We start from the raw sequence: 21663 nt of genomic DNA, 5'->3' as shown, positions 1-21663 counted from the left end.
TCTCTCGTTACTTCTTGCGCTTGTCGGTATCGGTCAGGAACCGCATGCCTGCCGCGCGAATCGCGAATCCGTTCGGATAGCGCAGGTCCGCGTACTCGATGTCGTTGCCCCAACGCTCCGTGACGGCCGGCCACGCGGCGACCAGGCGCTGGCTCCGGTCATGCAGCGTGTCGCTGTTGCGTTCCTTGCCCAGTTCCACCTGCATGCCGTTCGACAGCTTCACCGTCCACGCGTACCGCGCCGACAGCGTCACTTCTTCCGGCGCCGCCTTCAGCGGCGCAAACCATTTCCCGAAGTCGCGATACCGCGTGACGACTTCCTTCGCGCTGCCTTCCGGGCCGTCGAACGCCGGCAGTTCCTGCTCCAGCTCGCCCTGGTTCGCGGTGAACAGCTCGCCGTCGACGCTCACCAGCTGATCGCTGCCCCAGGTCCCGAGCGGTTTGTACTCCTCGAGCGTGACAGCCAGCGCATTCGGCCACACCCGGCGCACGCTCGCGTGACGCACCCACGGCATCTGCTCGAACGCCGCGCGCGCCGTATCGAGATCGACCGTGAAGAAATTGCCCTTCAGCCGGCCGACCACGCCCGCGCGCACCGTCGGCGAGTTGATGTGCTCGGTATCGCCGTCGATCCGGATTTCCCGCAGCGCGAACGTCGGGCGCTGGATCAGCCAGTAGCAGCCGGCCGCCGCCAACACGAGCAGCAGCAGCGCGTACAGCGCGCTGGCGGCAAGGTTGAGTTGGCGAACGTTGTTCCACATACGTCGTTCCGTTCCTGCGTCAGTCGTTGAGCGTGAGCGACAGCACCTTCACGACCAGCTCCGAATAGCTGATGCCGACCGCGCGCGCGGCCTTCGGCGGCAGCGAGTGGTCGGTCATCCCGGGGGCCGTGTTCACTTCCAGGAAATACGCATTGCCGGCCGCGTCGAGCATGAAATCCGCGCGGCCCCAGTCGGTGCAGCCGAGCACGTCGAACGCGCGGCGCGCGATGCGCTTCAGTTCCGCTTCCTGTTGCGCCGGCAGGCCGCACGGGATCAGGTACTGCGTATCGTCGGCGACGTACTTCGCGTGGTAGTCGTAGAACTCGCCCGCCGGCACGATCTTGATCAGCGGCAGGTCGAGATCGCCGGCGATGCACGCGGTGTATTCGCCGCCGCCTTCGATGCTCTTCTCGACGATCACGATCTTGTCGTGCGTCGCGGCTTCCTCGAGCGCGGCCGGCAGCGCGTCGGCCGTCTTCACCTTCAGCACCGCGACGCTCGAGCCCTCGCTCGCCGGCTTCACGAACAGCGGCAGACCGAGCTTCGCGACGATGTCGGTCGCGCGCGCGGCCAGGTCGTCGCCGCGCATCACCGTCTCGAACGGCGGCGTCGGCACGCCCGTCTGCTGCCACACGAGTTTCGTGCGGAACTTGTCGAGGCCGAGCGCCGAGCCCAGCACGCCGCTGCCCGTGTAGCGAATCCCGTAGAAATCGAGCGCGCCCTGGATCTGGCCGTTCTCGCCGTAGCCGCCGTGCAGCGCGTTGAACGCGCGCACGAAGCCTTCGTCCTTCAGCGCCGACAGCGGCCGCTCGGCCGGGTCGAACGGATGCGCGTCGACGCCCGCGTCACGCAGGCCCTGCAGCACGAGGCGGCCCGAGGTGAGCGACACCTCGCGCTCGGCGGATTCCCCGCCGAACAACACTGCCACCTTGCCGAAACGTTTCGGATCGATCCCGCTCATGTCATGCCTTCTGTTGAATGTGTTGCGCGAGCTTCGCCGGCACGCCGCCGATCGAACCCGCTCCCATCGTGATCACCACGTCGCCGTTCTGCGCGACTTTCGCCAAAGCGTCCGGCACGTCGTCGACCGTCGCGACGAACACCGGATCAACCTTGCCCGCCGCGCGCAGCGCGCGCGACAATGCGTCGCCGCTGGCCGTCGGGATCGCGGCCTCGCCGGCCGCATAGACTTCGGTCAGCACCAGCGCATCGACGGTCGACAGCACGTTGACGAAATCGTCGAAGCAGTCGCGCGTGCGCGTATAGCGGTGCGGCTGGAACGCCAGCACGAGGCGGCGGCCCGGGAACGCGCCGCGCGCGGCCGCGATCGTCGCCGCCATCTCGACCGGGTGATGACCGTAGTCGTCGATCAGCGTGTACTGGCCGCCGTCCGCGCTCGCCACTTCGCCGTAACGCTGGAAGCGCCGGCCGACGCCGTTGAACTCCGCCAGCGCCAGCTGGATCGCGTCGTCCGACACGCCGAGATCGGTCGCGATCGCGATCGCCGCGAGCGCGTTCTGCACGTTGTGCAGGCCCGGCATGTTCAGCACCACCGCGAGCGGCGCGCGCCCTTCGCGGATCACCGTGAAATGCATCCGGCCGTCGCGCGCGTCGATGTCTTCCGCGCGCACCTGCGCGTCCGGCGACAGGCCGTAGCGCACGACCGGCTTCGAGATGAACGGGATGATCTGCCGTACGTTCGGATCGTCGACGCACACCACCGCGCTGCCGTAGAACGGCAGGCGCTGCGTGAATTCGATGAACGCCTGCTTGAGCCGCGCGAAATCGTGGCCGTAGGTGTCCATGTGGTCGGCATCGATGTTCGTGATGACTTCAATCACCGGATACAGGTTCAGGAACGACGCATCCGACTCGTCGGCTTCGGCGACGATGAAGTCGCCCGTGCCGAGCCGCGCGTTCGCGCCGGCGCTGATCAGCCGGCCGCCGATCACGAAGGTCGGGTCCAGCCCGCCCGCCGCGAGCACGCTCGCGACGAGGCTCGTCGTCGTGGTCTTGCCGTGCGTGCCGGCGATCGCGATCCCCTGCTTCAGGCGCATCAGCTCCGCCAGCATCACCGCGCGCTGCACGATCGGCACGCGCTTCGCGCGCGCGGCCAGCACTTCCGGGTTGTCGGAGCGCACGGCCGTCGATACGACGACCGCGTTCGCGCCCTCGATGTTCGCCGCGTCGTGACCGATCGCGATCCGCGCGCCCAGCGCCTCGAGCCGGTCAGTCACCGCATTGCGCGACAGGTCCGAGCCGCTGACCGCGTAGCCGAGGTTGACCAGCACTTCGGCGATGCCGCTCATCCCCGCGCCGCCGATCCCGACGAAATGAATGTGTTTGACGATGTGTTTCATTGCAGTTGTTCCAGGTTCGCGCCGGCCGCCTTCGCGCAGACGCGCGCGACTTCGTCGGTGGCCTCGGGCTTCGCGAGCGAGCGCGAACGTTCCGCCATGTCCGCGAGCGAGGCCCGCGACTGGCCGCGCAGCCAGTCGGCGAGCAGTTCCGCCGACAGGTCGCGTTGTTGCACCAGCACGGCCGCGCCCGCATCGGCGAGAAACGCGGCGTTGGTCGTCTGGTGATCGTCGACCGCATGCGGGAACGGCACGAACAGCGCCGCCACGCCCACCGCCGCGATCTCCGACACCGTCATCGCGCCCGACCGGCAGATCACCAGATCCGCCGCCGCATACGCGGCCGCCATGTCGTCGATGAACGGCACGAGCCGCACGTCCTCGCCGGCCGCGAAACCGGCCGCTTCGTAATTCGCCTTCAGTGCCTCGATGTGCTTCACGCCGGCCTGGTGCACGACGCGCGGACGCTCGCCCGGCGCCAGCAGCGCCAGCGCGCGCGGCACGACTTCGTTCAGCGCGGCCGCCCCGAGGCTGCCGCCGACGACCAGCACGTTCAGCGGGCCGCCGCGCGACGCATAGCGTGCCTGGGGCGGTTCCGTGTGCGCGAGTTCCGCGCGAATCGGGTTACCGGTCCATTCCGCGTGCGGCAGCGCGCCGGGGAACGCGACGAGCACGCGCTTCGCGAGTTTCGCGAGCACCTTGTTCGTGAGGCCCGCGATCGAATTCTGTTCATGCAGCACGAGCGGACGCCCCGACAGCGCGGTCATCACGCCCGCCGGAAACGTGATGTAGCCGCCCATCCCGAGCACGACGTCGGGCCGCACGCGGCGCAGCGCGCCGAGGCTCTGCCAGCATGCGCGCAGCAGGTTGACCGGCAGCGCCAGCTTGGTCTTCAGGCCCTTGCCGCGCAGCCCGCCGAACCGCACGTACTCCATCGGAATACCGTGCTTCGGCACGAGCGTCGCTTCCATCCCGGCCGGATTGCCGAGCCATACGACGCGCCAGCCCGCCGCTTCCATCCGGTGCGCGACCGCGAGCCCCGGGAACACGTGGCCCCCGGTGCCGCCTGCCATCACCATCAGCGTGCGTTGCGACGCGGTCATACCTTCCCTCCGCGCATCAGCACCCGGTTCTCGTAGTCGACCCGCAGCAACACCGCGAGCGCGACGCAGTTCAGCAGGATGCCGGAGCCGCCGTAGCTCACGAGCGGCAGCGTCAGGCCCTTGGTCGGCAGCAAGCCGAGATTCACGCCCATGTTGATGAACGTCTGCGCGCCGAACCAGATGCCGATGCCCTTCGCCATCAGGCCCGCGAACGTGCGATCGAGCGCGAGCGCCTGGCGGCCGATCTCGAACGCGCGGCGCACGATCCAGTAGAACAGCAGGATCACGACCAGCACGCCGACGAAGCCGAGCTCCTCGCCGATCACCGCGAGGATGAAGTCGGTATGCGCTTCCGGCAGGTAATTCAGCTTCTCGACGCTGCCGCCGAGGCCGACGCCGAACCACTCGCCGCGGCCGAACGCGATCAGCGAGTGCGTGAGCTGGTAGGCCTTGCCCTGCGCGTAGCGCTCGTCCCACGGATCGAGATACGCGAAGATCCGCTCGCGACGCCACGGCGACAGCCACACGAGCATCGTGAACGTGCCGACCGCCGTCGCGACGAGGCCGCCGAACAGCTTGCCGTTCACGCCGCCGAGGAACAGCACGCCCATCGCGATCGCGGCGACCACCATGAACGCGCCCATGTCGGGCTCGAGCAGCAGCAGCGCGCCGACCAGGCCGACCGCGAACGCCATCGGCAGGAAGCCCTTCGCGAAGCTCTGCATGTATTCCTGCTTGCGCACCGTGTAGTTCGCCGCGTAGATCGTCACCGCGAGCTTCATGATTTCCGACGGCTGCATGTTGGTGATGCCGAGCGGAATCCAGCGGCGCGCACCGTTCACGCCCTTGCCGACGTGCGGGATCAGCACGATCACGAGGCCGACCAGTGCGATCAGGAAAAGATGCGGCGCGTACTTGTCCCAGGTCGACACCGGCACGCGGAACGCGAGCACCGCCGCGATGAACGCGACGGTGAGCGACACGCAGTGGCGCATCAGGAACGCGTAGTCGTGATACGACGCGTATTTCGGCGAATCGGGCATCGCGATCGACGCCGAATACACCATCACGACGCCGAGCCCCAGCAGCGCGATCGCGACCCACAACAGCGAATAGTCGAAATCGAGCATCCGCGAACGGCTCGGGCGCACGCCGTTGACGACGCTCGCGAGGCCGCCCGTCGCGGCGCGCGTGGCCGACGCGACGCGGCCGCCCGCGGCATTGCCGCCGGTGTCGCGCCGGTCGTTGAAACGGGAGACGAGGCGATCGGACCAGCTCATGGCGTCGCTCCTTTGTCGATGGCGATTTCGTCGACCGCCGCGCGGAACACTTCCGCGCGATGGGCGTAGTTCCTGAACATGTCGAGGCTCGCGCATGCAGGCGACAACAGCACCGCATCGCCCGGCTCGGCCAGGTCGGCCGCCGCGTGCACCGCGCCTTCGAGCGTCGCGTGGTCCACGAGCGGCACGCCGGTTTCGGCGAGCGTGTCGCGGATCGCCGGCGCGTCGCGGCCGATCAGCATCACCGCGCGGCACCAGCGCGCGACCGGCGCGACCAGCGGCGCGAAATCCTGCCCCTTGCCGTCGCCGCCCGCGATCAGCACGATCTTCTGCGCGAGCCCGTCGAGCGCGGCCACCGTCGCGCCGACGTTCGTGCCCTTGCTGTCGTCGACGTAGTCCACGTCGTCGATCGTCGCGATCACTTCGACGCGATGCGCTTCGCCGCGGTATTCGCGCAGTGCGTGCAGCAGCGGCGCTGCCGGCAGGTCGATCGCGCGTGCGAGCGCGAACGCGGCCAGCGCGTTCGCCGCGTTGTGCAGCCCGCGGATGCGCAGCGCGTCGGCCGGCATCAGGCGCTTTTGCGCGATGTCCGGCGTATGCGCGGCGTCGCGCTTGCGCCGGCGGGTCGTCGTCGCTTCATCCGGCGCGTCGCGATCGACGGCTTCCACCAGCCACGCGATGCCGTTGTCGCGCGACAGGCCGTAGTCGCCGTCCTGCGTCGGTTCGTTCAGACCGAACGTGACCGTGCGCGGCGCGTCGGCCGCGCCGGCGGCGGGCGCGAACTTCATCACGGCCGCGTCGTCGCGGTTCAGCACGCGCGTCGTCGTCGCGCCGAAGATCCGGCCCTTCGCCTGCGCGTACGCGTCGAAGCTGCCGTGCCAATCGAGGTGGTCCTGCGTGATGTTGAGGATCGCGGCCGCATCGGGCGCGAACGTGCGTGCCGTCTCGAGCTGGAAGCTCGACAGTTCGAGCACCCATACGTCGGGCAGCGCGGTGTCGTCGATCGCGCTCGCGAGCCGGTCGAGCATCGCCGGGCTGATGTTGCCCGCGACGGCGACCTTCTTGCCCGAGCGCTGGCACAGCAGGCCCATGAGGCTCGTCGTCGTGGTCTTGCCGTTGGTGCCGGTAATCGCGAGCACCTTCGGCTGGTAGCCGCTCGTGCCGAGCGCGCGCAGCGCCTGCGCGAAGAATTCCAGCTCGCCCCATACCGCGACACCGCGCTCGTGCGCGGCGGCAAGCAGCACGGCGAGCGCCGGTTCGAGCGGCGACAGGCCGGGGCTCAGCCCGACGATCTCGACACCGCCGTCGAGCAGCGCGGGCGTAAACGCCCCGCCGACGAATTCCGCATCGATGCCTTCGGCCTGCAGCGCGGCAAGGTGCGGCGGCGCCTCGCGGGTATCGGCAATACGCAGCCGGCACCCGTGCCTCGCGCACCATCGCGCGATCGCGAGACCCGATTCCCCGAGCCCCAGTACGAGCACCATCGGCCGTTGCCGATCTCCAAACATCTCGCCAGACATCCTTGTTACCTTTCCTTTACCGCAGCTTGAGGGTGGTCAGACCGAACAGGCACAGCATCAGCGTGATGATCCAGAAACGCACGACCACCTGCGTTTCCTTCCAGCCGGACAATTCGAAATGGTGATGCAGCGGCGCCATCTTCAGCAGGCGCCGCCCTTCGCCGTAACGCTTCTTCGTGTACTTGAACCACGACACCTGCAGCATCACCGACAGCGTTTCCGCGACGAAGATGCCGCCCATGATGAACAGCACGATTTCCTGGCGCACGATCACCGCGACCGTGCCGAGCGCGCCGCCGAGCGCCAGCGCGCCGACATCGCCCATGAATACCTGCGCGGGGTGCGTGTTGTACCAGAGGAACGCGAGCCCGGCCCCGCCCATCGCGGAACAGAAGATCAGCAGTTCGCCCGCGCCCGGGATGTGCGGGAACAGCAGGTATTTTGAATAGACCGCGCTGCCCATCACGTACGCGAACACACCGAGCGACGCGCCCACGAGCACGACCGGCATGATCACGAGGCCGTCGAGCCCGTCGGTCAGGTTCACCGCGTTGCTCGCGCCGACGATCACGAAGTAGGTCAGCACGATGAAGCCCCACACGCCGAGCGGATAGCTGATCGACTTCAGGAACGGCAGCATCAGGTCGGCGCGCGCCGGCAGCCCCATCGACAGGCCGCTGCGCACCCACGCCATGAACAGGTCGAACACGCGCACGTTGTTCGCCTCGGACACGCTGAACGCGAGATAGACGGCCGCGAACAGCCCGATCACCGATTGCCAGAAATACTTCTCGCGCGACGACATCCCGCGCGGATCCTTGTGGACGACCTTGCGGTAATCGTCGACCCAGCCGATCACGCCGAAACCGAACGTCACGAGCATCACGATCCAGATGAAACGGTTCGTCAGGTCGCCCCACAGCAGCGTCGCGACCGCGATGCCGATCAGGATCAGCACGCCGCCCATCGTCGGCGTGCCGGACTTGACGAGGTGGGTCTGCGGGCCGTCCTTGCGCACGGCCTGCCCGACCTTCATTTGCGTCAGCTTGCGGATCACCCACGGTCCGCACACGAGCCCGATCCCCAGCGCGGTGATGGTGGCCATCACCGCACGGAACGTGAGGTACGTGAACAAGCGCAAAAAGCTTGCGTCTCCTTGCAGCCATTGCGCCAGCGCCAGCAGCATGCTTCCTTCCTTCTACTCAGTGTGCGGCGGGCACGGTGCCCGCCGCGGGTTGGTTCGTCAGCGCGTCGACCACGCGCTCCATCTTCATGTACCGCGAGCCCTTCACGAGCACCGTCGCCTGCGCGCCGTAACCGGCCGCGAGCAGCGCCGACACGAGCGCGCCGACGTCGTCGAAATGGCGCGCGGTGTCGCCGTAGGCCGTGCACGCGTCGCGCGACGCGTCGCCGAGCGCGAACAGCGCGTCGATCCCGCGTTCGCGCGCGTACGCGCCGATCTCGCGGTGGAATGCCGGCCCTTCGTCGCCGACTTCGCCCATGTCGCCGATCACCAGCACACGCGGCGCCGGATGCGCGGCGAGCACGTCGATCGCCGCACGCATCGAATCGGGGTTCGCGTTGTACGTATCGTCGACGACCGTCGCGCCCGCGAGGCTGCCGACGCTCGCGGGCTTCACCTGCAGCCGGCCCTTGACCGGTTCGAACGCTTCGAGACCCTGCCGGATCGCCGACAGCGCGACGCCGGCGCCGAGCGCCGCGGCCGTCGCGGCCAGCGCGTTACGCGCGTTGTGCTCGCCGAGCGCACGCAGCCGCACCGTGACGGCGCCGGCCGGCGTGTCGATCGCGAGTTCGCCGCCGTGCATGCGACCGACGATCTGTGCGTCGTTCTGCCGTTCGGCGTCGTGCAGCGCGAAATCGAGGATCCGGTTGCCGGTTGCCGCGACGCGCCAGATGCCCGCGTACGCGTCGTCGGCCGGGAACACCGCGACGCCGTCCGGCGGCAGCGCGTGGATCACGGCCGCGTGTTCGAGCGCAACGGCTTCGACCGTCGCCATGAATTCCTGGTGCTCGCGCTGCGCGTTGTTGACGAGCGCGACCGTCGGCGCGGTGAGGCGCGCGAGGACTTCGGTTTCGCCCGGATGGTTCATGCCGATCTCGACCACCGCGAGACGATGCGCGGCCGACAGGCGCAGCAGCGTCAGCGGCAGGCCGACATCGTTGTTCAGGTTGCCGGCCGTCGCGAGCCGCGCGTCGGCACCGACCGCCGCCGCGAAGATCGACGCGATCATTTCCTTGACGGTCGTCTTGCCGTTGCTGCCCGTCACCGCGACGACCGGCAGCGGGAATCGCATCCGCCAGCCGTGCGCGAGCGCGCCGAGCGCGGCACGCGTTTCGCCGCCGGCGATCATCGGCATCGCGACGCCCGCCGGCGCATGCGCGACGAGCGCCGCGGCGGCCCCGCGCGCGGCGACGTCGCCGAGGAAGTCGTGCGCGTCGAAGCGCTCGCCCTTCAGCGCGACGAACAGGTCGCCCGGGCCGACCGTGCGGCTATCGGTCGACACGCGGTCGAACGTGACGCCCGCGTCGCCGTGGACGGTGGCGCCGGGAATCAGGCGGGCGGCTTCGCCGAGACTGAGCATCGTCATTCGGCGCCTCCCTTGCCGTGCGTGGCGCGCGCTGCAAGCGCGAGCCGCGCGTGATCCTGGTCGGAGAAGGTGCGCTTCTTGCCCATGATTTCCTGCGTAGCCTCGTGGCCCTTGCCGGCCAGCACGACGACGTCCTCGCGTGCGGCGCCGCGCACCGCCTGCAGGATCGCGCTCGCGCGATCCTCGATACGGCGTGCGCGCTCGGGCGCGGTCATGCCCGCGATGACCTGGTCGATGATGTACTGCGGATCTTCGCTGCGCGGGTTGTCGCTCGTGACGACGACTTCGTCGGCGAGCCGCTCCGCGATCGCGCCCATCAGCGGGCGCTTCGTCGCATCGCGATCGCCGCCGCAGCCGAACATGCAGACGAGCCGGCCGCCGCGCGCCGCGGCGATCGGGCGCAGCGCGTCGAGCGTCTTGTCGAGCGCGTCGGGCGTGTGTGCGTAATCGATCACGACGAGCGGTTCGTCGTTCTGCAACCGGCCGCCGAGCCGCTGCATCCGGCCATTGACCGACTCGAGCCGCTCGATCTCGGCGAGGGCCGCGTCGAACGGCACGTCGGCCGCGAGCAGCGAGCCGAGCACGGCGAGCAGATTGCTGACGTTGAACGTGCCGAGCGTGCCGACCTCGACGTCCGCGTCGCCCCACGACGAACGCAGGCGGAAGGCGGTACCCGTCGCGGTGGCGCGCACGTCGAGCGCGACCAGTTCGCGATCGGCGTCGGGCGCCGGTGCGTCGCCGATCCCGTACGCGATCGTGCGCACGCGACCGGCCAGCTTCTCGAGCAGGCGGCGGCCAGCCGCATCGTCGCGGTTGATCACCGCCGCGCGCAGGCCGCGCCACGCGAACAGCTTCGCCTTCGCGGCCTCGTACGCGTCGAACGTGCCGTGATAGTCGAGGTGATCCTGCGTGAGGTTCGTAAACACCGCGATGTCGAACGCCGTCCCGTTCACGCGACCCTGGTGCAGCGCATGCGACGACACTTCCATCGCCACGGCCTGCGCGCCCGCCGCACGCAATTGCGCGAGGCTGCGCTGCAGTTGCGGCGCGTCGGGGGTCGTGAAGCCGGTCGGCACGAGCTGGCCGGGCATCCCGGTGCCGAGCGTGCCGATCACCGCGCACGGCTGATGCAGCGCCGTCAGCGCGGTGGCGATCCACTGCGTGCACGACGTCTTGCCGTTCGTGCCCGTGACACCGACCGCGAGCAGGCTGTCGCTCGGATCGCCGTACCAGCCGCTGGCGATCTCGCCCGCGAGCTGGTCGAGCGCCGGCACCGCGAGGGCGACGGGGACGGCCGGCGCATCGGTCAGCCCGTCCGGCTGATACAGCACGGCGGCCGCACCGCGCGCGACGGCGTCGGCCATGAAAGCGCGGTTATCCGCCCCGTCGACCGCATACGCGACGAACACGTCGCCAGCCTGGAGGCTGCGCGTGTCGGCATGCAGTTGCGCCGCGGGGGCCACATGCTGACGCAGCCACGCGAGCGCGGCTGCGATCTGCTGATGCGCCGGATGGGAACTGCGGGCGGCGCTCATCGAACTACTCCTGGTGAATTACGCGTCGTGCTGGACACGATCATATGCTTTGCGCCGCTACCCGCGGCCAGCTTTTGCGGGCCCTTGGCGGCAGGCGATTCCGGCGAATCGTCGGACACGACGAGCTGCTTGATCGGCATGTTCGGCGGCACGTTCAGCGCACGCATCGTGTCGCCGGCGATCGCGGAGAATACGGGGCCGGACACCTGGCCGCCGAAGTGGCTGCCGGCCGTCGGCTCGTCCACCGACACCGCGATCACGACGCGCGGATTCGGCATCGGCGCCATTCCGACGAACGACGCGCGGTACTTGCGCGTATAGCCGTGACCTTCGTGCTTGTACGCGGTACCGCTCTTGCCGCCGACGCGATAGCCCGGCACGGCCGCATCCGGCGACGTGCCGCCCGGCGCGACCACCGTCTCGAGCATCGCGCGCACTTCCCGCGCGGTGGTGGGGTTGAACACCTGCGTGCCGGCGATCGGCTGATTGGGGTCGGTCTTGAAAATGGTCACGGGCATCAGCTCGCCGTCGTGCGCGATCGCCGTGTACGCCCGGGCGAGCTGGAACAGCGACACCGACAGGCCGTAGCCGTACGACATCGTCGCCTGCTCGATGCGGCGCCAGCTCTTCCACGGACGCAGGCGGCCGGCCACCGCGCCGGGGAACCCGACCTTCGGCGCCTGGCCGAGGCCGATGCTCGTATACATATTCCACATTTCCTCGGGCCGCATCGTCATCGCGATCTTCGTCGCGCCGATGTTGCTCGACTTCTGGATCACGCCGCCGACCGTCAGCGTACCGAAACCCGCGTCGTCGGTGATCGGCGCGCCGTCGAGCACGAAATGCCCGTTGCCCGTCTCGACGAGCGTGTTCGGCGTCACGCGATGCAGGTCGAGCGCGAGCGATACCGTAAACGGCTTCATGATCGAGCCCGGCTCGAACACGTCGGTCATGATCCGGTTGCGCAACTGCTCGCCGGTCATGCGCGAGCGGTCGTTCGGGTTGTACGTCGGGTAGTTGACGAGCGCGAGCACTTCGCCGGTACGCACGTCGACGACCATCGCCGCGCCGGCCTTCGCCTTGAACTTCTCGACGGCGGCCTTCAGGTTCGCGTACGCGATGTACTGGATCTTGCTGTCGATCGACAGGTCGACGTCGGTGCCGTTGTGCGGCGGAATCTGCTCGGCGACATCCTCGATGATGTGCCCCATCCGGTCCTTGATCACGCGGCGCATGCCGGACGTGCCGGACAGCATCTTCTGGTCACCCAGTTCGACGCCTTCCTGCCCTTCGTCCTCGACGTTCGTGAAGCCGATCAGGTGAGCGGTGATCTCGCCTTCCGGGTAGAAGCGCTTGTATTCGTTGCGCTGATAGATGCCGGGGATGTCGAGCGCGGCGACCTTGTCGGCGACGTCGATCGGCACCTGGCGCTTCACGTAGACGAAACCCTTGTCTTCCGACAGCTTCACGCGCAGTTCCTTCGACGTCATGCCGAGGAGCTTGCCGAGCTGGTTGATCTTGTCGGCGTCGAGGTCGTCCGGCACCGCATCGGGAATCGCCCAGATCGCGCGCACGGGCAGGCTCGTCGCGAGCACGAGCCCGTTACGATCGAGGATCTTGCCGCGCGTCGCGGGCAGTTCGATCGTGCGCTGGTAGCGGCTTTCGCCCTGCTTCTGATAGAACGCGTTGCCGGGACCCTGGATCCAGAACGCCCGGGCGGCCAGCGCGACGAACGCCATGAACAGCATGAACACGACGAGCTTCGAGCGCCACATCGGCAGATGCACGCCCAGCACGGGGCTCGACGAGAACTTCACGTTCTGGCGCTTCTGGGACGGCTTCATCGCGCGCCCCCCTTGCCCTTGCCGGCCGTGTCGGCCGACGCCGGGATCGGCGCGTCGATCGCCTTCGCGGCGCCCGGCGGCAGCGTCAGGTATTGCGTGCGGCCGGTCGAGATCGGCTGCATTTTCAGCGAATCGTTCGCGAGCTGCTCGATGCGCGACGTCTTCGACAGCGCGCTCTGCTGATATTGGAGCTGCGCATAGTCCTGCTGGAGCTGGCGCTCCTGCGACTGCGCGCGCTGCAGCTGGATGAAGATCTGGCGTTGCTGGTTCGTCGAGTTGACGACCGACAGCGCGCAACCCATCACGATGATCAGCAGGAAGATATTGAGGCGGCTCATGGCGTGACGCGCTCCGCAATGCGCATCACGGCCGAGCGGGCGCGCGGATTCGCGGCGACTTCCGCTTCGCTCGGAAACTGGCGGCTGATGATCTTGAGCGGCGGGCTCGGGAGGTCGACGGCGCGGATCGGCAGGCGACGATCGACCGCAGGCGCACTCGCGTGCGCCTGCATGAATCGTTTGACGATCCGGTCCTCGAGTGAATGAAAGCTGATGACCACCAGCCGCCCCCCTTGCTCCAGCAACGACAATGCCGCGTCTAGTACGACTTGCAGGTCCGCAAGCTCTTGATTGACGTGAATCCGTATAGCCTGAAAGGTGCGGGTTGCCGGATCCTTGCCCTTCTCACGGGTTTTGACGACGTGACCCACGATTTGGGCAAGCTCGCCCGTGGTGTCGAGAGGCCCAAGACGGTCGGACTCTGCCCGGCGAGCAACAAGCGCCTTTGCAATCTGAAAAGCAAACCGTTCTTCCCCATAATCCCGTATCACCTCCGTCAATTCCTGCACCGAAGCCCGCGCGAGCCATTCGGCCGCCGACTCGCCGCGCGTCGGATCCATTCGCATGTCCAGCGGACCATCGGCGCGGAAACTGAAGCCGCGCGCCGGATCGTCCACCTGCGGCGAGGACACGCCCAGGTCCAGCAACACCCCCGACACCTTCTCGACGCCGCGCGCCGCAAGCGCGTCGCGCATCGAAGCAAAGCTGTCATGCACGATCGAGAAGCGCGCATCCTCGATGCCCTGCGCCGTCTCGATCGCCCTCGGATCCTTGTCGAACGCGATCAGCCGCGCGGCCGGCGCCAGCCGCGCGAGCACCGCGCGGCTATGGCCGCCGCGCCCGAACGTGCCGTCGACGTACACGCCGTCCGGCCGCGTCACGAGCGACTCGACCGCCTCATCCAACAGCACCGTCCGATGCCGCAATTCATTTCCCATCGCGGGCGTCTCCGTCACCGCAATCAGAACGTGAAATTCTTCAGCGCGTCGGGCATGCCCTGCGCCATCGCTGCCTGCTCCTTCGCGTTGTAGGTCTGCGAATCCCACAGCTCGAAGTGACTACCCATTCCCAACAACATGACTTCCTTTTCCAGTCCGGCTGCCATGCGCAGCTCGGGCGATACGAGAATCCGGCCCGCGCTGTCGAGATCGACGTCCATCGCATTGCCGAGAAAAATTCGCCGCCACCAGTGCGCGTCCATCGGCAACGCGGCGATCTTGGCGCGGAACACTTCCCATTCGGGGCGCGGAAACAGCAACAGGCAGCCGTCCGGGTGCTTGGTCACAGTCACCCGTCCTTCTGCCTGTCCTTGCAGCGCTTCGCGATAGCGAGCCGGCACCGACATCCGCCCTTTCGCATCGAGCGTCAGCGCCGACGCCCCTTGGAACACTTTCCGCTCTCCCGTTCAGGGCACCGAAGCACCCGCTCAATGCTGAGAATTTAGCCGGAATAGCCTGCTAAATCACACAAAAATACACTTTCTCACACTGTCTCCCACTTTAGAGGAAGGGTGTGGCACGGTCAAGGGAGCGGCCCGCTTTTTTGACGAATTTTGTTAGTTAGAACAAGGACTTACGCGCACATGCTCATGCGACCCCTCATTCCAAAAACCGTTATAAATGAATGAGCTAGTGCAACTTGTGAAGGTGATACGTGAGAAAGACGGCCCAGACGGGCGTGCGGACGGGGCTTTCGGGGGCGGGAAAACGAGGAGTGAGCGGGCGGTATCGGGGGCGGTGAACCGGGGCGGCGTCCCACGCCACCCCGGCGCCAATCTCAGAGATAGTACGCAGTGCTCGTCATGACCTTCGACGCGGCGCGCATCAGCATCCGCGCGGGCAGCGGCAGCTCGATGCCGCCGGCGTCGGTCGCGGCCTTGCCGTGCTTCACCTCGTCGATCCGCATCTGGTCGACGATCGCGCGCGACGCGGTGTCGGTCGCCGGCAGCTCGGACATGTGGCCTTCGAGATGGCTCTCGACCTGCCGCTCCGTCTCGGCCATGAAGCCGAGGCTGACCTTGTCGCCGAGCGCGCCAGCCGCCACGCCGATCGCGAGCGCGCCGGCATACCACAGCGGGTTGAGCAGGCTCGGGCGCGAGTCGAGCTCCTTCAGGCGGTGCGCGGTCCACGCGAGGTGATCCTCCTCCTCGCGCGCGGCCTCCTCGAACATCGCCTTCGCCGACGCCGTGCGCGCGGTGAGCTTCTGCGCCTGGTAGAGCGCCTGCGCGCAGACCTCGCCGACGTGATTCACGCGCATCAGGCCGGCCGCGTGCGTGCGCTCGGCGGGCGTCAGCTCGACGTCCGGCGCATCGGCCGGCGCGGGCACCGGCCGGCTCATCCGGCTAATGCCGGTCAGCGATCGCAGGCCGCGATCGAATTCGCTGATCAGTTCATCCAACACCATCCTGTTCTCCTGGCTGCAGGTGCCGCTGCACGCGGCAAGGGCACGAGTCCGCTGCGTAACCGACTTGATTATTCAGCGGAAATTGCGGTTAACCCGTGATTTTAACCATTGTTGCATAAAGGAAACATGGCGGCGTTGAGCTGCAGCATTTCGCTTTGTGGCAAAAATCGGCTTTGCTACATTACGTGCGACTTCTTGCGAAGTTGATGGGGCCCGTCAACAGAACATAACTATCCGCCCCGCCAAAAAAATTCAGTGATTCTTGGAGATCCGTTAATGAAAAAGTCGCTTCTCGCGCTCGTCGCGCTGGGCGCGTTCGCTGGCGCTGCCCATGCGCAAAGCAGCGTGACGCTTTACGGCATCATCGATGAAGGCCTGCTCTTCAACAACAACGCAGGCGGCAAGCACCTGTACAGCATGGCCAGCGGCGTGATGCAAGGCAGCCGCTTCGGTCTGCGCGGCACCGAAGACCTCGGTGGCGGCCTGAAGGCGATCTTCACCCTCGAAAACGGTTTCGACGTGAACAGCGGCAAGCTCGGTCAGGGCGGCCTGATGTTCGGCCGTCAGGCTTACGTCGGCCTGTCGAGCCAGTACGGTACGGTCACGCTGGGTCGTCAGTACGACTCCGTCGTCGACTTCGTCGGCCCGCTCGAGGCAGGCGACCAGTGGGGCGGCTACATCGCCGCTCACCCGGGCGACCTCGACAACTTCAACAACGCGTATCGCGTGAACAACGCGGTCAAGTTCACGAGCCAGAGCTACGGCGGCTTCACGTTCGGCGGCCTGTACAGCTTCGGCGGCCAGGCAGGTCAGTTCGCGAAGAACCAGGTCTGGTCGCTCGGCGCAGGCTACAACAACGGCCCGCTGGTCCTCGGCGTCGGTTACTTGAACGCACGCACGCCGAACCAGTTTGGCGGCATGTTCAACAACGGTTCGACGTCGTCGTCGGTCTCGTCGCCGATCTACGGCGCGTACGCGAACAACGCGAACACGTACCAGGTCATCGGCGCAGGCGGCGCGTACACGTTCGGCGCAGCGACGATCGGCGCGACGTACTCGAACACGAAGTTCAAGGGCTTCTCGGCAGGCCCGTTCGTGAACCAGACCGCGACGTTCAACAACGGCGAAATCAACTTCAAGTACCAGTTGACCCCGGCGTTGATCCTCGGCGCGGCGTACGACTACACGCAAGGCAGCAAGATCGACGGCAACTCGGCAGCCAAGTACCACCAGGGCTCGCTGGGCGTCGACTACTTCCTGTCGAAGCGCACCGACGTCTACGCGATCGGCGTGTACCAGCACGCATCGGGCAACGTGCTCGATTCGAACGGCAACGTCCTGAAGGCAACGGCAGCGATCAACGGTCTCGCAGGTTCGAGCACCAGCAACCAGGTCGCAGCACGCGTCGGCATCCGTCACAAGTTCTAATCAGCTTGTCTGACAAGCCGCAGCATCTTGAAGGCGCCTTCGGGCGCCTTTTTCTTTTTCGGGCGGCGGGTCAGCAGGTCGGTGGGTCGACATGCAAACGTGCGTCGCAGCGTGCCGACGCCAGCCGTCAGGTCGAAATGCAAGAACTGCCGCCGGCTCCCGCACGAAACACGTGCCCCCGGCCATCCACCCGCAGCCGCAAACAAAAAGCCCGGCATGGGCCGGGCTTTTTCGTTCAACCGTCTCGTTGCGTGCGTTACGCGCGTCCGTCACGCAGTTCGCGCCGCAGGATCTTGCCGACGTTCGTCTTCGGCAGCTCCGTGCGGAACTCGACCAGCTTCGGCCGCTTGTACCCGGTGAGCCGCTCCTTGCAGTAGGCGAGGATGTCCTTGTCGGTCAGCGCCGGATCCTTTTTCACGATGAACAGCTTCACGGCTTCGCCGGAATGCTCGTCCGGCACGCCGACCGCCGCGACCTCGAACACGCCCGGATGCGACGCTACCACGTCCTCGACTTCGTTCGGATACACGTTGAAGCCAGACACGAGAATCATGTCCTTCTTGCGATCGACGATCTTCACGTAGCCGCGCGCATCCATCACGCCGACGTCGCCCGTCTTGAAGAAGCCGTCCGCGAACATGACCTTCGCGGTCTCGTCCGGCCGGTTCCAGTAGCCGGCCATCACCTGCGGCCCGCGGATGCAGATCTCGCCGGGCTCGCCGAGCGCGACGTCGTTGCCTGCATCGTCGCGGATCGCGACTTCGGTCGACGGCAGCGGCAGGCCGATCGTCCCGCTGTATTCGGTCGCCGTCACGGGGTTGCAGGTTGCCACCGGCGACGTTTCGGACAGCCCGTATCCTTCGATGATCGCGGTCCCGGTCTTTTCATACCAGCGCCTCGCGACGCCCTCCTGGATCGCCATGCCGCCGCCGTTGGCGATCACGAGCTTCGACAGGTCGAGCTGACCGAATTCGGGATGGTTCAGCAGCGCGTTGTACAGCGTGTTGACCGCAGGAATCGTCGAGATCCGGTAACCCTTCAACTCCTTGATCATGCCGGCGATGTCGCGCGGATTCGGGATCAGGATGCCCATGCCGCCCGTGCGCATCGTCAGGAAACCGCAGACGGTCAGCGCGAACACGTGATACAGCGGCAGCGCGACAACCGTCACGAACTGTTCCACCTCCGGATAATTCTCGTGAGCCGGGTGGTGCCACGCGCCGGCCTGCAGCACGTTCGACACGATGTTCCGGTGCAGCAGCGTCGCCCCCTTCGCGACGCCGGTCGTACCGCCCGTGTACTGCAGGAACGCGACGTCGTCGGGACCGATCTTCTGCGGCTTGAACGCCTGTCGCGCGCCCTCCGACAGCGCGGCCTTGAAGCGCGTGAACGACGGCAGTTGCCACGCGGGCACCATCTTCTTCACGTTGCGCACGACGTAATTGACGAGCCATCCCTTGATGCCCAGCAGGTCGCCCATCGATGCGACGACCACGTGCTTGACGGCCGTATTGGCGATGACGGCCTGCAGTGTCGACGCGAAATTCTCCAGGATGACGATCGCCTCCGCACCGCTGTCCTTCAGCTGATGCTCGAGCTCGCGCGGCGTATAGAGCGGGTTGACGTTGACGACGGTGTAGCCGGCGCGCAGCACCGCGGCGATCGTCACCGGGTACTGCAGCACGTTCGGCATCATGATCGCGACGCGCGCCCCGCGCGCCAGGCCGCGGGATTGCAGCCACGCGCCGAACTGGCGCGACAGCTTGTCCAGTTCGCCATACGTGATGCCCTTGCCCATGCAGACGAACGCGGTACGGTCGCGATACTGCCGGAAGCTCTCGTCGAGCAGGTCCGGGACGGACGGATAAGCAGAGGAGTCAATTTCGGCTGGAACGCCGGGTGGGTACGATTTCAGCCAAATTTTGTCCATGCCGCGCGTCTCCTCACAGATTTTCGAATGGTCGTGCTAAAACGCATCGTAACGGCTCCCCCGCCCCGAGACAACAGGGTTAGATGTCCACTTCGAACTTCCATATCAATTTCGTCTGATCATACGGCGATATTCGATCAAATGCGCTCAACTTCCACAAGACAATCGTAAAACGTCGCCGAATTGCCCAGATCGGTCAGTGCCTGGCTCGTCACTTCGTTCGCGTTCCTGCCGTCCGGCGACAACTTCTTCCACCAGATCGACAATCCGACGACCAGCCCGGCGCGCGCCCGATCGGTAATACGCGCGAGCGCCTGCATCGAGCCGCGATCGTTGAAGATACGGACGACGTCGCCGTCCGCAATGCCGCGCGCGCTGGCGTCGGACGGGTGCATGTCGAGGTGCGGCTCGCCTTCCGTCGAACGCAGGCTGTCGACGTTCACGAACGTGCTGTTCAGGAAGTGACGGGCCGGCGGCGAAATCATCGCCAGCGGATAGCGTGCGGCGAGTTCGGGCGCGGCTTCGACTGATTCGAACGGCGGCAGATAGTCGGGAACGGGGTCCATGCCCATCTGCTCGAGCCGCGGGCTGTAGAACTCGCACTTTCCCGATGGCGTGCGGAAACCGCCATTCGCGAACGGCGCCTCCGGCAGTTTGAGTTTCAGCCAGCCGGCCTGCTTCAGCGTGTCCCAGTCGCTGTCGAGCACCGGATCGTCCCAGCGAAGCGCCGCGCGCGCGACCGCTTCGTCGCTGTGATAGAGCGCGGGCTCGTCGAGTCCCATGCTGCGCGCGATCCCGCGAAAGATCTCCGTGTTCGGCCGCGCATCTCCCACCGGCGGAATCACCGGCAGATTCGCCATCACATAGGTATGGCCGTACGACTTATGGATATCCAGATGTTCGAGCTGCGTGGTTGCCGGCAATACAATGTCGGCGAAATCGACCGTATCTGTCTTGAAGTGCTCGAGAACGACCGTGAACAGATCGTCGCGCGCGAAGCCCGCGGCGACCTTCGACGAATCGGGCGCGACCGCCACCGGATTCGAGTTGTACACGATCAGCGCTTCCACTTTCGGCCCGAACGTCGCATCGCCCGGATGCAGCAGCGCGTCGCCGATCGCGTTCATGTTGATGATGCGCGGCAACTTGTTCGGCCAACCCGGCATCAGGTCCGGACGTAGCAGCGCGGCCTGGTTGACCGGCGCGGACTCCGACGACGAGAGCAGCAAGCCGCCCGCCCGATCGCGCCACGCCCCCGTCAACGCCGGCAGGCTGGCAATCGCGCGCACGGCATTGCCGCCGCCGCGAACGCGTTGCATGCCGTAGTTGAGGCGGATCGATGCCTTGCGGGTGGCGCCGTAGCGACGGGCAAGATCGACCAGCTCCGACGCGTCGATGCCGCAGATCTGCGCGACACGTTCCGGCGGATAGGTCAGGGCGCGCGCCTTCAGTTCGTCGAAGCCGAGCGTATGGTCGGCGATGTAGTCGTGATCGAGCAGGTTTTCGGTAATCAGCACATGCATCATGCCGAGCGCAAACGCGCCATCGGTACCGGGCTTCAGGGCGATGTGCTGATGGCACTTCTCCGCGGTCAGCGAACGATACGGGTCGATCGCGACAAGACGCGCACCACGGCGCTTCGCTTCCTGCGCGCGGGTCCAGAAGTGCAGACTCGATGCGATCGGATTCGCGCCCCATATCAGAATCAGTTCGCTTTCCTCGAAGTGCTCGAGGTGCATGCCGACACTGCCGCCATACGTGTATCGCAGCCCCGCGGCACCGGCCGCCGCGCAGATCGCACGCTCGAGCCGCGACGCACCGAGCTTGTGAAAGAAGCGCTGGGCAATGCCCTCGCCTTGTACGAGTCCCATCGTTCCCGCATAGCTGTACGGCACGATCGCTTCCGGCGCGCGCGCGGCGATCTCACCGAGGCGACGCCCGATCTCGTCGAACGCCTCGTCCCAACTGATCGGCACGAAGCGCCCTTCCCCTTTTTCGCCGATACGCCTGAGCGGGACAGTGAGGCGATCGGGATGATGAACGCGATCCGCGTATCGGCTGACTTTCGTACACAAGACGCCCTGTGTCGGCGGATGGTCGGGATCGCCCGTGACCTTGATTGCCTTGCCGTTCTCGACGGTCACGCGCATTGCACACGTGTCCGGACAATCATGCGGGCAAACGGCCCGGGCTACCTGGGTGACGGCGTTCATCGTTTTGAATGCTGAGATGGGGGTACGCAAATTTTACGTGGACCACGCCGAATAACGCGTTCATTTCACAGCGTTTTTGGACGATCTGATGGAAGACTGGGTGGAAGTGGCAGGTTTCGGCGGGCGGGAGGCCGTGGACGTAGCCTTGGCACCGTTGCGCCGCACGCTTTTCTGGCGCACCAATGCAAAAACCCCCGCCTTTCGGGCGGGGGTTCTTGGCTTAGGGAGCCTGACGATTACCTACTTTCACACGGGAATCCGCACTATCATCGGCGTAGAGTCGTTTCACGGTCCTGTTCGGGATGGGAAGGGGTGGGACCGACTCGCTATGGTCATCAGGCAA

General features: G+C 66.6%; 18 protein-coding genes and 1 rRNA gene. 1 reads left to right on the top strand and 18 read right to left on the bottom strand.

All coding sequences use genetic code 11. The features are described from left to right. Nucleotides 1–7: 7 nt before the first annotated feature. The 14 genes from H0X95_RS32525 to coq7 all read right to left on the bottom strand — a co-directional run bounded on the left by H0X95_RS32525 (nucleotide 8) and on the right by coq7 (nucleotide 15749). Entirely contained in the window at nucleotides 8–760 is a 753-nt protein-coding gene (locus H0X95_RS32525; RefSeq protein WP_006477014.1) for a cell division protein FtsQ/DivIB, read from the bottom strand. A 19-nt stretch (nucleotides 761–779) separates the two neighbouring features. Beyond that, nucleotides 780–1721, bottom strand: a complete 942-nt coding sequence (locus H0X95_RS32520; RefSeq protein WP_006487105.1) for a D-alanine--D-alanine ligase — start codon at nucleotides 1719–1721, stop codon at nucleotides 780–782. A gap of 1 nt (nucleotide 1722) precedes the next feature. Further along, complete coding sequence (gene murC, locus H0X95_RS32515) at nucleotides 1723–3120, bottom strand: UDP-N-acetylmuramate--L-alanine ligase (RefSeq protein ID WP_048989306.1); 1398 nt, start codon at nucleotides 3118–3120, stop codon at nucleotides 1723–1725. Next, on the bottom strand, nucleotides 3117–4220 hold the full coding sequence (murG, locus tag H0X95_RS32510; protein ID WP_059721679.1) for an undecaprenyldiphospho-muramoylpentapeptide beta-N-acetylglucosaminyltransferase: 1104 nt from the start codon (nucleotides 4218–4220) through the stop codon (nucleotides 3117–3119). Before murG ends, murC begins: the two co-directional genes overlap by 4 nt. Next, nucleotides 4217–5500 (bottom strand): putative lipid II flippase FtsW, encoded by a 1284-nt coding sequence (gene ftsW / locus H0X95_RS32505; protein ID WP_006487115.1) that lies wholly within the window; start codon nucleotides 5498–5500, stop codon nucleotides 4217–4219. The genes murG and ftsW overlap by 4 nt, the downstream gene beginning before the upstream one ends. Then, nucleotides 5497–7008 carry a UDP-N-acetylmuramoyl-L-alanine--D-glutamate ligase gene (gene murD, locus H0X95_RS32500; RefSeq protein WP_059721680.1) on the bottom strand — a complete coding sequence of 504 codons (1512 nt, stop codon included), beginning with the start codon at nucleotides 7006–7008 and terminating at the stop codon, nucleotides 5497–5499. Before murD ends, ftsW begins: the two co-directional genes overlap by 4 nt. 28 nt (nucleotides 7009–7036) lie before the next feature. Beyond that, the gene (gene mraY / locus H0X95_RS32495) at nucleotides 7037–8206 is read right to left on the bottom strand and encodes a phospho-N-acetylmuramoyl-pentapeptide-transferase (RefSeq protein WP_006477019.1); all 1170 of its coding nucleotides are present in this window, start codon (nucleotides 8204–8206) and stop codon (nucleotides 7037–7039) included. A 16-nt stretch (nucleotides 8207–8222) separates the two neighbouring features. Beyond that, on the bottom strand, nucleotides 8223–9629 hold the full coding sequence (locus H0X95_RS32490; RefSeq protein ID WP_059721681.1) for a UDP-N-acetylmuramoyl-tripeptide--D-alanyl-D-alanine ligase: 1407 nt from the start codon (nucleotides 9627–9629) through the stop codon (nucleotides 8223–8225). Continuing rightward, nucleotides 9626–11164 (bottom strand): UDP-N-acetylmuramoyl-L-alanyl-D-glutamate--2,6-diaminopimelate ligase, encoded by a 1539-nt coding sequence (locus H0X95_RS32485; RefSeq protein ID WP_058901231.1) that lies wholly within the window; start codon nucleotides 11162–11164, stop codon nucleotides 9626–9628. Before H0X95_RS32485 ends, H0X95_RS32490 begins: the two co-directional genes overlap by 4 nt. Further along, complete coding sequence (locus H0X95_RS32480; RefSeq protein ID WP_006487157.1) at nucleotides 11161–13008, bottom strand: peptidoglycan D,D-transpeptidase FtsI family protein; 1848 nt, start codon at nucleotides 13006–13008, stop codon at nucleotides 11161–11163. Before H0X95_RS32480 ends, H0X95_RS32485 begins: the two co-directional genes overlap by 4 nt. After that, nucleotides 13005–13346, bottom strand: a complete 342-nt coding sequence (ftsL, locus tag H0X95_RS32475; protein WP_006487110.1) for a cell division protein FtsL — start codon at nucleotides 13344–13346, stop codon at nucleotides 13005–13007. The genes H0X95_RS32480 and ftsL overlap by 4 nt, the downstream gene beginning before the upstream one ends. Beyond that, entirely contained in the window at nucleotides 13343–14284 is a 942-nt protein-coding gene (gene rsmH, locus H0X95_RS32470) for a 16S rRNA (cytosine(1402)-N(4))-methyltransferase RsmH (protein WP_006496776.1), read from the bottom strand. The genes ftsL and rsmH overlap by 4 nt, the downstream gene beginning before the upstream one ends. Before the next feature lie 23 nt (nucleotides 14285–14307). After that, nucleotides 14308–14736 (bottom strand): division/cell wall cluster transcriptional repressor MraZ, encoded by a 429-nt coding sequence (gene mraZ / locus H0X95_RS32465; protein WP_006487094.1) that lies wholly within the window; start codon nucleotides 14734–14736, stop codon nucleotides 14308–14310. 386 nt (nucleotides 14737–15122) lie between these two features. Further along, nucleotides 15123–15749: a 2-polyprenyl-3-methyl-6-methoxy-1,4-benzoquinone monooxygenase gene (gene coq7 / locus H0X95_RS32460; protein ID WP_006496778.1), complete on the bottom strand. Its 627-nt coding sequence runs from the start codon at nucleotides 15747–15749 to the stop codon at nucleotides 15123–15125. 276 nt (nucleotides 15750–16025) lie between these two features. Here coq7 and H0X95_RS32455 point away from each other — a divergent pair, with 276 nt between their 5' ends. Then, nucleotides 16026–17177, top strand: a complete 1152-nt coding sequence (locus tag H0X95_RS32455) for a porin (protein WP_006487141.1) — start codon at nucleotides 16026–16028, stop codon at nucleotides 17175–17177. On the opposite strand, the gene H0X95_RS32450 is transcribed toward H0X95_RS32455, so the two are convergent. From H0X95_RS32450 to rrf, 4 genes are all read right to left on the bottom strand, one after another. Further along, the gene (locus tag H0X95_RS32450; protein ID WP_006487162.1) at nucleotides 17174–17320 is read right to left on the bottom strand and encodes a hypothetical protein; all 147 of its coding nucleotides are present in this window, start codon (nucleotides 17318–17320) and stop codon (nucleotides 17174–17176) included. The two genes, H0X95_RS32455 and H0X95_RS32450, sit on opposite strands and share 4 nt — an antisense overlap. A gap of 113 nt (nucleotides 17321–17433) precedes the next feature. Beyond that, entirely contained in the window at nucleotides 17434–19107 is a 1674-nt protein-coding gene (locus tag H0X95_RS32445; RefSeq protein ID WP_059721682.1) for a long-chain fatty acid--CoA ligase, read from the bottom strand. Nucleotides 19108–19244: 137 nt separating this feature from the next. Beyond that, nucleotides 19245–21320, bottom strand: coding sequence for a molybdopterin-containing oxidoreductase family protein (locus H0X95_RS32440; protein WP_059721683.1), 2076 nt, complete (start codon nucleotides 21318–21320; stop codon nucleotides 19245–19247). A 227-nt stretch (nucleotides 21321–21547) separates the two neighbouring features. After that, nucleotides 21548–21660: ribosomal RNA gene (gene rrf / locus H0X95_RS32435) — 5S ribosomal RNA — on the bottom strand. Nucleotides 21661–21663 lie beyond the last annotated feature (3 nt).

Origin of the sequence: Burkholderia sp. 9779_493 (genome assembly GCF_015712215.1) — a bacterium.
Taxonomy (GTDB): Bacteria; Pseudomonadota; Gammaproteobacteria; order Burkholderiales; family Burkholderiaceae; genus Burkholderia; species Burkholderia cenocepacia.
Note: the sequence above shows the minus strand (reverse complement) of the source record. Positions and strands in the feature narration are given on the sequence as shown.

Bases quoted from the DNA above. Each gene is read 5' to 3' on its own strand.
- H0X95_RS32525 (WP_006477014.1), bottom strand. From the start codon at position 760: ATGTGGAACAACGTTCGCCAACTCAACCTTGCCGCCAGCGCGCTGTAC.
- H0X95_RS32520 (WP_006487105.1), bottom strand. From the start codon at position 1,721: ATGAGCGGGATCGATCCGAAACGTTTCGGCAAGGTGGCAGTGTTGTTC.
- murC (WP_048989306.1), bottom strand. From the start codon at position 3,120: ATGAAACACATCGTCAAACACATTCATTTCGTCGGGATCGGCGGCGCG.
- murG (WP_059721679.1), bottom strand. From the start codon at position 4,220: ATGACCGCGTCGCAACGCACGCTGATGGTGATGGCAGGCGGCACCGGG.
- ftsW (WP_006487115.1), bottom strand. From the start codon at position 5,500: ATGAGCTGGTCCGATCGCCTCGTCTCCCGTTTCAACGACCGGCGCGAC.
- murD (WP_059721680.1), bottom strand. From the start codon at position 7,008: ATGTTTGGAGATCGGCAACGGCCGATGGTGCTCGTACTGGGGCTCGGG.
- mraY (WP_006477019.1), bottom strand. From the start codon at position 8,206: ATGCTGCTGGCGCTGGCGCAATGGCTGCAAGGAGACGCAAGCTTTTTG.
- H0X95_RS32490 (WP_059721681.1), bottom strand. From the start codon at position 9,629: ATGACGATGCTCAGTCTCGGCGAAGCCGCCCGCCTGATTCCCGGCGCC.
- H0X95_RS32485 (WP_058901231.1), bottom strand. From the start codon at position 11,164: ATGAGCGCCGCCCGCAGTTCCCATCCGGCGCATCAGCAGATCGCAGCC.
- H0X95_RS32480 (WP_006487157.1), bottom strand. From the start codon at position 13,008: ATGAAGCCGTCCCAGAAGCGCCAGAACGTGAAGTTCTCGTCGAGCCCC.
- ftsL (WP_006487110.1), bottom strand. From the start codon at position 13,346: ATGAGCCGCCTCAATATCTTCCTGCTGATCATCGTGATGGGTTGCGCG.
- rsmH (WP_006496776.1), bottom strand. From the start codon at position 14,284: ATGGGAAATGAATTGCGGCATCGGACGGTGCTGTTGGATGAGGCGGTC.
- coq7 (WP_006496778.1), bottom strand. From the start codon at position 15,749: ATGGTGTTGGATGAACTGATCAGCGAATTCGATCGCGGCCTGCGATCG.
- H0X95_RS32455 (WP_006487141.1), top strand. From the start codon at position 16,026: ATGAAAAAGTCGCTTCTCGCGCTCGTCGCGCTGGGCGCGTTCGCTGGC.
- H0X95_RS32445 (WP_059721682.1), bottom strand. From the start codon at position 19,107: ATGGACAAAATTTGGCTGAAATCGTACCCACCCGGCGTTCCAGCCGAA.
- H0X95_RS32440 (WP_059721683.1), bottom strand. From the start codon at position 21,320: ATGAACGCCGTCACCCAGGTAGCCCGGGCCGTTTGCCCGCATGATTGT.